The sequence below is a fragment of the Azospirillum sp. UENF 111221 genome (assembly GCF_058780625.1).
The window spans coordinates 208,241-218,963 of the sequence record NZ_JBSNCH010000001.1 but is presented as its reverse complement, the minus strand read 5'-3'; the positions used below and the strand labels follow the sequence as shown (position 1 = coordinate 218,963).

Annotated in this window: 8 protein-coding genes; all 8 read right to left on the bottom strand. The window is 60.7% G+C overall.

Annotated elements, in window-relative coordinates:
• Positions 1 to 83: 83 nt before the first annotated feature.
• Positions 84 to 1,436, bottom strand: coding sequence for an ABC transporter ATP-binding protein (locus ACWPN3_RS00945; protein ID WP_492242281.1), 1,353 nt, complete (start codon positions 1,434 to 1,436; stop codon positions 84 to 86).
• A 45-nt stretch (positions 1,437 to 1,481) separates the two neighbouring features.
• Positions 1,482 to 2,504 (bottom strand): rhamnan synthesis F family protein, encoded by a 1,023-nt coding sequence (locus ACWPN3_RS00940; protein ID WP_492242282.1) that lies wholly within the window; start codon positions 2,502 to 2,504, stop codon positions 1,482 to 1,484.
• A 38-nt stretch (positions 2,505 to 2,542) separates the two neighbouring features.
• Positions 2,543 to 4,309, bottom strand: coding sequence for a class I SAM-dependent methyltransferase (locus ACWPN3_RS00935; protein ID WP_492242283.1), 1,767 nt, complete (start codon positions 4,307 to 4,309; stop codon positions 2,543 to 2,545).
• A 200-nt stretch (positions 4,310 to 4,509) separates the two neighbouring features.
• Positions 4,510 to 5,112 (bottom strand): glycosyltransferase, encoded by a 603-nt coding sequence (locus tag ACWPN3_RS00930; protein ID WP_492260999.1) that lies wholly within the window; start codon positions 5,110 to 5,112, stop codon positions 4,510 to 4,512.
• Positions 5,072 to 6,613, bottom strand: coding sequence for a tetratricopeptide repeat protein (locus ACWPN3_RS00925; RefSeq protein ID WP_492260998.1), 1,542 nt, complete (start codon positions 6,611 to 6,613; stop codon positions 5,072 to 5,074). The genes ACWPN3_RS00930 and ACWPN3_RS00925 overlap by 41 nt, the downstream gene beginning before the upstream one ends.
• A 137-nt stretch (positions 6,614 to 6,750) precedes the next feature.
• Entirely contained in the window at positions 6,751 to 7,866 is a 1,116-nt protein-coding gene (gene wecB / locus ACWPN3_RS00920) for a non-hydrolyzing UDP-N-acetylglucosamine 2-epimerase (protein WP_492242285.1), read from the bottom strand.
• Complete coding sequence (locus ACWPN3_RS00915) at positions 7,863 to 8,927, bottom strand: polysaccharide biosynthesis protein (RefSeq protein ID WP_109450313.1); 1,065 nt, start codon at positions 8,925 to 8,927, stop codon at positions 7,863 to 7,865. The genes wecB and ACWPN3_RS00915 overlap by 4 nt, the downstream gene beginning before the upstream one ends.
• Positions 8,918 to 9,772, bottom strand: coding sequence for a dTDP-4-dehydrorhamnose reductase family protein (locus tag ACWPN3_RS00910; protein ID WP_492260997.1), 855 nt, complete (start codon positions 9,770 to 9,772; stop codon positions 8,918 to 8,920). Before ACWPN3_RS00910 ends, ACWPN3_RS00915 begins: the two co-directional genes overlap by 10 nt.
• Between the last annotated feature and the right edge of the window lie 951 nt (positions 9,773 to 10,723).

Genomic DNA, 10,723 nt, shown 5'->3' with positions numbered 1-10,723 from the left:
GATCCTCTCCAGACGCCTGAAGCGGCTCGTTCCTCAGGAGTCAGCGTGTGACTGCTACAAACAGACACTCAAAAAGTTGCTCCCTACATCAGTTTCAGTTCGATGCGCTGCATAGGCACGCCAACCAGCCCGCGGGCAACATGGCTTGACACCACTTTAAGGAAAAACGCCTCATCCAGCCAGTGATGCTGGACACAATCGCTCTGAGTTCCCTCGGCGATAGCCACTGTCACCGCATAGTCGCCGACAGGCAGATACGGTAACTGGAACTGGAAGGCTGCGCAAAAAGTACGGCCGGGAGGAATAACGGGCGGGTCCTCCTGGAACGTGATGAATGTATTGTCGCCGAACAAGGGCTGGCCCAGCCGGTCTTTCACCAGGAATCCGACGATGGGCTGGGTCAGGGCAACGTGGCTTTGGCAGACGATGCGAAGCACCACATCCTCTCCACCATGGAAACTCGACAGCACCACGCCTTCGGGCGTCGTGACCTGCACGCCCTCCACGGTTGCGCCACGGTTGCCGAACCACGGGGCGTTCGGATTGAAATCGAACAACTCGATCCTGTTCGACCACTCCGATGCCTGAAGCCGCTCGTGCCGGATGTCCCGTCCGGGAGACCGCTCCGCCTGTCGCTGAGGCAGCGAGGGTGGCGGTGCCCGACGTCCGCCGATCTGGAACCGGCCAGCGTCGTCCTGTTGCCGGTACAGGTCGGCCAGATAGTCGTGGCAGACCTCCTTGGCTGGCCCCGCCGCCCGCACGCTTCCCTGGTCGAGCCACACGGCGGTGTCGCAGAGAGCGCTGACCTGACCGATATCGTGCGAGACGAAGAACAGGGTGCCGTGCTCCTTGAAGCGGTGGATGAAGCGCATGCATTTCTGAGTGAAGGCAGCGTCACCGACCGCGAGGATCTCGTCGACGACCAGGATGTCGGCATCGACATGGGCCATCACCGCGAAGGCAAGGCGGGCGTACATGCCGCTGGAATAGAGCTTCACCGGCTGTTCGATGAAGTCGCCAATACCTGCAAACTCGGCAATCGAGTCATAGCGCTCGGCGATCTGCTCGCTCGACAGGCCCAGCACCGAGGCGGCGAGATGAACGTTCTCGCGGCCGGTGAATTCGGGGTTGAAGCCGGCACCCAGTTCCAGCAGTGCGGCGATGCGCCCATTTACCGCGATGCGGCCGGAGGTCGGCGTCAGCGTGCCGCAGAGAAGCTGCAGGAAAGTCGACTTGCCGGAGCCGTTGCGGCCGATCAGCCCGACCGCCTCGCCGGGGCGAACCTCCAGCGAGACATCCCGCAACGCCCAGTACTCGTCGTAATATTTGCGCCGGTGGCCCATAAGCATCTGCTTCAACCGGTCCTGCGGCCGTTTGAAGATCGCATAGGCTTTGCCTAGCATTTGCGCCTCAATCACAGGGGCGTGCATCGTCATCCCTCGCGGGCTCTCGGAAACAACTGGGCTGGTGGCAGCACGGCCTTAAACGCAATGATCTTTCTGCGACACCTCAAGGTGACGGAGGATCAGGTCGGGATCATAGGTGCTGGAACGCTCGATAACCGTGTCCCAACAGTTCACGAACGGCACACGGGCCGGGTTCTTCTGCAGTAGCTCGCGCTTGATGAACGGGCATCCCATGTCGGCAATCAGGTAGTCCCAGAAATAATGGCTGCCGTTGAGCGGGTCGCCACGGTCGACCGCCCCGGTGAGCATGTCCAGATAGTCCTTGTGTCGCCGGCCCAGCGATGGTGAGGAAAGCATGTCGCGGTCTCGCACCGCCTCGCTGATGCCGGACGCAGCCTGCCTGTAGGGATAGAGCGCCGCGCAGCGCAGGCCGGACTTGATCAACGCCCGCGACAGGCCGACCTCATAGCGCAGCACCACCCAGGTCTTGGACTGGACATACCGCAGACGCTGCCAGAACTGCACGAAGGCCGGGCTGAGCAGCGCCGGGCGCTTGAACAGCAGGAAATAGCTTTGCAGGTGATAGCCGAACTGCCAGCTGTCGGTGATGCCCCACACCGCCGCCCGTCCGGAGTCGGTCCGCTTCAGGATCGCATCCAGATTGTGGAAGGGGCCGTAGACGCTGTCGTTCGCCAGCAGCAGTTCATCGAAACGGTCGAGCGGGCCGAGCACACCCAGCCCGTCTTTGAAAGCCCCGAAATCATAGCCGATGTTGCGGCGCCGGATGACGGTGACGCACAGTTCCCGCAGATTGGCGAGCGACCGCTCGGCCAGCGTCGGGGCGTTGCTGACGAAAATCACCTCGAACCCGGCAAGGCGCAGCTGACGCAGATAATAGACCACATAGTCATGGACGATGCCTGCGCGGTCGTAATGGACGAACAGTGCTATCTTCTTCGTACCCTCCAGCGACCGTTCGCCCTCCCAACGCTCCGCTATGTAGTTGTCTCGCCGCCGCAACCAGCTCAGACCGTAAGCGGCATAGGCTACCGCCCGCGGCGCAGTGCGCCGGAGCCACCACCATCCGGCGGATGCCAAGCGGCCGACTTGCCCCAGAATGGAAGAACCGCCGGTCATTACTGCACTCCCAACAGCTGGGCCGCCCAGGCCCTGTAGGGAGCGGGAACCTCGGGTTGACCCTCCTTCACCGGAGCCAGCAGATCGATGGCGGCGTTCTGCGCCGAATCGCTCCGCCCGGCTTGGCTGAGGGCCAGCGCCTCATGGTAACGGGCAGGCCATAGCAGAGTCCGAGCGCCAGACGTTCCGGGCCGCATCCGGCACGCGTCGTACAGGCGCCTGAAAACCTGCGCCGCACGCCCATGGTCGGATTGATAGTTGAGCGCCAGCACGCCAACGACGAAAAGGAGTGAGAGCCGGTCGGCGAAAGCGATGGCGTCGGCGTCCTGAGGTATCGGATCACCGTCGGTTTCCATGACCAACGATTGCGCGGCATCATAGGAACCGGCGTTCACCAGCGTGACGATCAGCCGCTGCCGGGTCTGCTCCAGCAACGCAGCCGACAGGCTGACCGATTTGTCCCAGGGACCGGTGCCGAGGCGTGCATGGAGACCAATAGCCTTTTCCGCGTCGAAGCGCGCCAGTGCAATAACCTCCTCGCAGAGGGCGCGGGCGCCGAGGTCCGCGGTTTCACCGTCGTCCGTGCCCATCGCCTGGAGCGCCTTGCGGAGGATCGCACCGAAAGCGGAAGCTGCGGCGAAGCAGTGTGCCGCATGCGCTGCGTCGCCGGATGCATTCAATTGGAGAATCCCCTGCGCGTAGAGGACACTGCACAGATCCAGCGGAAAATGCATCGCCAGCGTTTCGAAGTCCAAAGCCCCCGGTTCCGGAAACCGGATATCCTGCGGCGCCGAGAGGTCGATTCCGTACGCCTTCGACCAGCCTTCCGCCAGCGATGCCAGCGGCGCGCGTGCCGCATCATAGTCGCCGGCGTTGACATATTCCTTGATGAGACGGTGGCGGAAGCCCGTGCCGAGCGGTGTATCGGCATCGTGCAGCATCACCCGGTCCGCGAGATAGGCGCGATAGCGGGCTCGGTCGAGGGGCGCCGGCGCGGGCAGAGGCCGGCGGGATGCCACCGCCTGGAGTTGGTGAGTCGTGCCGCCAATGCGGATCTCGGTGAAACCCGCTCGCCGCAGCGCGCCTTCAAGCGCGGCTGCGGAAAACAGCATCGTGTGGAAGCCGGCGCTGAGCAGCGGCAGAAGCGCGCCGAAATCGGTCGACGGGTCGATGCCGGCAGCGTTCGGCGTCGTTATCACCAGCACGCCGTCGGGCGCCAGCGCGCGGCGGATTACGGAAAGAAAAGCATCCGGGTCATGGACATGCTCGATCACCTCCGAACAGAGCATGGCGTCCCAGGCCCCGTCCTCCAGAGGAGTGTGGGCCGTCAGATATTCCGAGCGGATGTCGAGCCCCAGCGCCGTCCGGCCGGCCTGCGCCAGCAGCCCTGGATCGTAGCCGCGGCACTGCCAGCCGCGCGACCGCTGCGCATAGTCCAGCGAAAACCCGAAACCGCAGCCGATCTCCAGATAGCGCCGCACCGGCAGCTGGTCGAGGATGGCGGTCGGCTCCAGCATGACGTCTGGACCGGCGCCCTGCTCGACATAGAACTTGATCGCCGCCTCCGGATTGCCGCCTTCTTCGTAGCGCGGCTGTGGCAGCGGATCGAAGAAGGCGCCGCCGCAGGAGGGACAGCCATACAGGGCATGGGCAGCTCCGCCATTGGCGCGGTCGTATGCCACCAGACGGCGGGGCTTCGGCCCGTCAGCCCGACACAACGGACAGGCCGTCGTCACGTCCGCCCCTGCAGTCCAATCAATCAGCATGGAAAATCCTCGGCATTCGGCATCCGGGCAGGAGTCGGATGAAACGTTTCATATCGAATAATATACGCCTGACGAAACGCACAGGCGCGACAGGATAATCAACCACCCCGACGCTTGCGATCATAGACTTGTTATTTTTTGACACGTTTCCCGCTCCACCACCGGGGGCAGGATTCCGGCAGCCTTCACCGGAATGCCATTCAGGTGTCCATCAACGCCGCGATCTCATCGATCATGCGTTCGATGTCGAAATTCTGCCGTGCGAAAGCCTGAGCCACCGCACCGGCCTTGCGGGCCAGAATGCTGTCGTTGAGGAAGGTGAGCACCGCGGCGGCAAGCTGATCCGGATGTGCCGTGTCGAGCACCACACCGCTTTGCTCCGGAAGCATGGCATCCGCCACAGCGCCGGCTCGCCGGGCAACGACCGGAAGGCCGCTCGCCTGAGCCTCGATGACGACGTTCGGCACGCCTTCGCTGTGGGATGTCATCAGGAACACGTCGAACGCAGGCAGAACCGAATAGGCGTCGGCGACCACTCCGGGAAACAGGAATGCCGGAGTCAGTCCGGCCTCCTCGACCGCGTCCTTCATGGCTTGCGCCAGCGGACCGTCACCGATGACGACGAAGCGGGTGTCCTTCCGATTCCGGTGAACGGCAGATGCCACCTTCACCCAAAGCAAAGGGTCCTTCGGCGGCACGATGCGCATCATCACACCGACCACGGGAGTATCGCCTGCGATCCCGAGGATTCGGCGGGCCCGCTCACGGTCGTCCGGATCGAGGGCGGAGCGGAAGCCGGACATGTCGAACCCGCTGGGAATGACGGAAGATTCTGGTGGACAGATCTACGCCCAGCCATTCCTGGTAATCGTCGATACAGGTCTGGGCCAATCCGGTGAGATGGACCTCCGGCCGCGTCAGAAGCTGCCGATAGCCCTCGCGGTACCAATGACAGGCGTCCTCATCGTCGATGAAGTCCGGCGGTTTCATATTGTAGGTGCCGATCAGCAGGCGGGGAACGCCGGTCAGAACCCCAGCTAAACCGGCGAGAAGGTTCGGCACCTCGAGATGGGCATAGACGACCGATGGCTTCCTATTGCGGAAATGATTGATCAGCCATTGCTGGGCGTTGGGCATTTGAAGCCAGGTATAAGGGGCGTCGATGTTCTGCAGTTCCGGCTGAACGATCACGTCCGCACGCGTGAGCCCGGCTTCCCGCAGATAGAAGCTGCTGCCCCGTTCGTCCGAGCAATCGAAAAGCAGGAGTTCCACAGGACGCGGTGCAAGGCGGGCACGCAGGCGCTTGAACGCCATGGCCACCAGCCGCTCGGCACCGCCGCGCGCCAAAGTCCAGCTGACGAATACAATCGGCCCGTCCGGTCTCGGTACAGCGAGGGGACTGTTGCGTACGATCTGTTCAAGCACCTTCACGTCGGGAGTCGTGGCGGGTTGTGCCGGATCGACCATGACCAGCGCAAGGGCATCGCCCAGCGTGCCCACGTCGGTCATACTGCCCAACAGGCTCAAGCTTTCGGCACCGTCCATTCCGGACAGTCCGAAAGGTGCGAGCAGCTGGGGGTCACGACGCACGGCATCGAGTGCGTCCTTGATCAGGTCCACATTCCCCGGAAATGCTGCAAGGCCGGCTATGAGCACAGCTACGGCCTCCTTCGGCAGTTCCGCCTTGATCAAGAGGCGGTAGCCGCACAGCGCCCCCGCCGGGTCGGAAACGCCCTGGACAACGGACGCAGCCGCGGCCAGCACATGGTTGGGTGCTCCTCCCTCGATAAGCGCATGCGTCACAAGACGCGCGAGCGGCGGCATGGTGATGCCAAGGAGCAGAACAAGCTCCGCTTCGGCCCTGGCCCAGTTCAGAGCACCCCGTTCGATCAGCAAGCTCAGGGTCTGCAGACGCAGATCCTCCGAGTTGGGATGATGGGCCCGGCCATGAAAAATGGTCCGCAGCGCCTTGTCGGAGTCGCCGAGCGACCGGTAAAGATACATGCAGCGCGTGAAAGCGAAAGCAGGGGGCTTCGGGGTCGCGATAAGCCGCTCGATCCATCGGATTGTCTCCGGGATGTCTCCCGCCCGTTCAGCGATCTGGCTGAGCGCGTCGAGCGCCACCACGTCCTCAGGAGAATCGGCAAGAAGCGCCTTGCAGAGACGCTCGGCCAGCCGGGTTTCATTTTCGCCGAGCAGGCGCGTGATGGCCTCATGCGCCGGCGCGGCATCGCCCGTATTCCGAAAGACATCCAACTGCGACCGGATCTCCGCTTCGCTCTGCACTGCATGAACACTCTGCATAAATCGACCGGCTTCTTTCCGAAATGGTTTGCCCTATCCGAGGATCGCCAAAAAAAATGACAACGCCGAAGATTGCGCAGAACCGCGCAACCAAGCGCCCGTTCCGGTTCCGGCGTCCTCGGCCTCCGGGTTATGCATCATCCTCTCGCGACGACGCCGGATTGCGGAGGAAAATCATGGTGGCTCAATAGTATGCGGGCAACGGCATCACTCACATTCCTGCGCCTGTAAGGTTCGGGAACCTCCCAGGCCGGAGCAAGCGCCAGGACGACGTCGACAGCCTGGAGGATTCCGTCTCGGGTCAGGCCGCTGATCATGTTGCTGCCGCAATCCAGGGTCTCCGGTCGCTCGGTGGTGTCGCGAAGCGTGACGTTCGGCGTGCCAAGGATCGCACATTCCTCCTGGACGGTTCCGCTGTCGCTGAGCACGCATCTGGCGTTCTTCTGAAGCGCCAAGAAATCCACGAAGTTGAAGGGCGGCAGGTAGCGAACACCGCTGTCCTCCTCCTTCAATCCGAAAGCCGTCATCCGGGCTCTGGTTCGTGGATGGGTGCTGACAACGATTGGCATTCCATGCCGCTCGCGCAGCGCTGCGAGCGCATTCATGAGGATGCCGAGCCTCTCCTCGCGGTCGACGTTCTCGGCACGATGCATGGTCGCCAGCATGTAGCGGCCGCGCTCCAGCCCGAGCTGACCAAGCGCTTCGGCCTGTTCGAACCGGGGACGCCAGTGCTCAAGCACTTCGCAGATCGGATTTCCCGTGACGAAGATGCGGTTTTGCTGGATGCCCTCGCGCAGCAGATAGGCACGGCTGTGTTCGGTATAGGGCAGCAACACATCGCTGGAATGATCGACGATGCGCCGGTTCACCTCCTCCGGTACCCGGCTGTCGAAACAGCGGTTGCCAGCCTCCATATGGAAGACGGCGATGCCCATGCGCTTCGCCACCATCGCGGACAAGGCCGAGTTGGTGTCGCCCAGGATGAGGAGGCGGTCGGGGCGGTGTTCGAGAAATGCGCGTTCGCACCCCGTCAGGATCTGGGCAATCTGGTCGGCCGGCGATTTTCCCTGAACCCCGAGATAGAGATCGGGCTGCCTGAGCCCGAGCTGCTCGAAAAAGATATCGCTCAGTCCGGGATCGGAGTTCTGCCCGGTATGGACGAGAACATGATCGCACAGCCGATCGAGCTTCGGGATGATCAGGCTGAGGCGGATGATTTCAGGACGAGTGCCAAGGACGGTGATGACCTTCATCGCAGCAGCTCACCTTTCATTGCCGAGTCGTTTCCGACCATCAACCCGCGGCTGAGGAGGAGTTTTCTGACCTGAGCGGCATCCATCAGCGCCCCTGCCGAACTGTATTCGCCCAAGGCAGGCTCTTGGCCCACCCCGCTGGAGGGGATCTCCGGAATGTCGGGACGAATGACGATCTTGCCGTTGCTGTGTCGAAAGGCGCGCATCCCTTCCTCCTCGGACACGAGGATTTCATGAATCTTCTCGCCGGGCCGCACACCAATGACCTCGATCTCGACCTCACGGCCGTCGATCAGCTGTTCCGCCAGATCGACAACCCTGGCCGACGCTACCTCGGGCACATAGATTTCGCCGGCCTTCGCGTGCTCGATAGCAGAGAAGACGATATCGACGGCATCGTCGAGGCTCAGGAGGAAACGTGTCATCTCCGCACTGGTGACGGTCAGCGGGCCTCCGGTGAGGATCTGATGATGGAACAGGGGAACGACCGAGCCGCGCGAAGCTAGAACATTGCCATAGCGAACGATGACGAAACGGGTGCTGGGACAGCTGAGATTGGCCGCAATGAACACGCGCTCCTGCAGCGATTTGGTCATGCCCATGACGTTGACTGGCTTGACCGCCTTGTCGGTGGACACCCCAACCACCGCCTCCACGTCGAGGCGCAGATCGCGGATCGCCCGCACAATATTCTCGGCGCCGCCGACATTGGTGGCAATAGCCTCGGACGGGAAGTACTCACAACTCGGCACCTGCTTCAGCGCAGCCGTGTGGATCACCACATCGATTCCGTGCAAGGCCCCGGCAACGCTGTGAAAGTCGCGCACATCGCCGATGCGGAACTGCAGGCATTCACGGGCGGCGAGAGCCAGCGCCGCTTCGCCTGGGGTCCGTGCCGTTGCGTAATGCACGCGCATGGAGTGATGCTTCGCCTCGTCGCGGGAGAAGACGACGATCTTGCGCGGCCGCCGGTCCACATCCTCGAGCAGGCGGCGGACCAGGGTCTTGCCGAGCGATCCGGTGCCGCCCGTGATCAGGACCGCCTTGCCAGTCAACGGCATGACTTGTTCTCCTCGGCGCGGGCCTGCTGTATCATATCGCTCCATCCGGGAGGGGCATAGTTGAAGGTCCGGCGGAAGAGGCTGGAATTGAGCGATCGGTCCAAGAGGAACGAATCGTCAGGCATGATCGGAATTGAGTGGTCATAGTTTGCAGAAACGAGCCGCAGCAGATCATATTTGCTTATCGGAGCCGCAGACACATGGTAAAGGCCCTCCGCCTGCGGGTACCCGACCAGCAGATTTTCGACGATCCGCGCCAATTCGACTGTGGTCACGCCGGAGAATATCGCAGAGCTGAAGCCTTTTACCGCCTCCTTTTGGTGGAGGAACCATTCAAGAAGCCCATGCCTGGTGTTGAGTTCGCGCCCGATGATCGAGGTCCGCAGCGTCAAACACCCAGGAGCGTTGACTTCGCCCAGCAGCTTGGTCATGCCATAGACGTCGACCGGATCGGGCTGGTCATCTTCGGTATAGTTGCCGCGACGACCTGAGAAGACGCAGTCGGTGCTGATATGCACGAATCGCGCGCCGGCCGTCCGGCAAAGACTGGCGAGCTGATGGGGGGCTACGCTGTTGACGATGCTAGACGCCACGACCGACTGCCCCATCGGCTTCTGCTTCACCAAGCCCGCGCAGTTTAGGACGGCATCCGGCTTGAACCGAATGAAGACGTCCATGACATCCGTCAAGTTGCATACATCGACATTCGGAAAACACATGTCTGACGGCAGCGCATCGGGCGGGGCATTGCCGCGAACGGTATACGCGACATTATGATTTTTAAGAAAATGCAATACCATTCGGTGTCCCAACATTCCGTTTCCACCGAGAATCAGTATATTCATTTCCTCACCACTCCTTTTTCTTCCATACGATTATTGTTCATCCTTGCCATCCGATGCCGGATGTCCTTTCCTTCACAATTTTCTCGGTTGGACTATCATCAAACCCCTACAAATTAAGTTCCGTTTCCTACCACAGTTCCCCTCATTCCGCGTAATAGGGAGGGTGGTTTCTTAAAGCTTTTTCCCCAGCGGCCGATGTAGTGACGGAACACAAAAAGCGAACCTAGGGAAAATTCAACTCCAAAACGTCTTCTTGCGCCGCACAAACCTAGATGAAATTTATTTAGAGCAAATACACGCGCCATTTCTTGACGTCACCCACAATCTCGCAAAATTCTTTACTGAGATACACGGAATAAACTTGGAACCATCGGAGAAAGCACAATCGATACTCAGCTCAATATTCCATGACATTAAGTAACAATGCATGACCTCCGCGAATTGTGGGCGGACTATACGACATGAGAGCCTCGGCAGGTAGAGCTAAAACCCATTTTAGCTCGAAGAATTCCAGCGTGACCTTGACCAATCGGTTATAATCGCCTGGCTTATGTTGAGTTTGAACACATTGGGCAGATTGAAGAGGCGCCGTTCGGTCAGCGCCGCGCATGGTGCCACGCAAGCGCTATTCGAACGTCCGGTAGTGTTGCTTGAGGATGCGTCAGTCAAACTTATGCACCTCCCGATTTCAATGCACTTAATATGCGGTGGGCATGCCGTTAAACGATCGGGGAGGCTCAGCCCTCCTGGCCTCATGAATTCATAGTTCACCACCAAGAAATTAATCTGAATACATTTCGTTTTCGTTCAGTATCTCAAAATTTCTCCCAAATTTATTATATCTACCCAATCAGATATTCATGCGAGATGCTATATAATTTACAATTGTTACAACTTGATCAATTTCTTATGCGGTGCGACTTTCTTGCAAAACGATCATTTTTCTTGCAG

Bases quoted from the DNA above. Each gene is read 5' to 3' on its own strand.
- ACWPN3_RS00930 (WP_492260999.1), bottom strand. From the start codon at position 5,112: ATGTCCGGCTTCCGCTCCGCCCTCGATCCGGACGACCGTGAGCGGGCC.
- ACWPN3_RS00945 (WP_492242281.1), bottom strand. From the start codon at position 1,436: ATGACGATGCACGCCCCTGTGATTGAGGCGCAAATGCTAGGCAAAGCC.
- ACWPN3_RS00935 (WP_492242283.1), bottom strand. From the start codon at position 4,309: ATGCTGATTGATTGGACTGCAGGGGCGGACGTGACGACGGCCTGTCCG.
- ACWPN3_RS00915 (WP_109450313.1), bottom strand. From the start codon at position 8,927: ATGCCGTTGACTGGCAAGGCGGTCCTGATCACGGGCGGCACCGGATCG.
- wecB (WP_492242285.1), bottom strand. From the start codon at position 7,866: ATGAAGGTCATCACCGTCCTTGGCACTCGTCCTGAAATCATCCGCCTC.
- ACWPN3_RS00925 (WP_492260998.1), bottom strand. From the start codon at position 6,613: ATGCAGAGTGTTCATGCAGTGCAGAGCGAAGCGGAGATCCGGTCGCAG.
- ACWPN3_RS00910 (WP_492260997.1), bottom strand. From the start codon at position 9,772: ATGAATATACTGATTCTCGGTGGAAACGGAATGTTGGGACACCGAATG.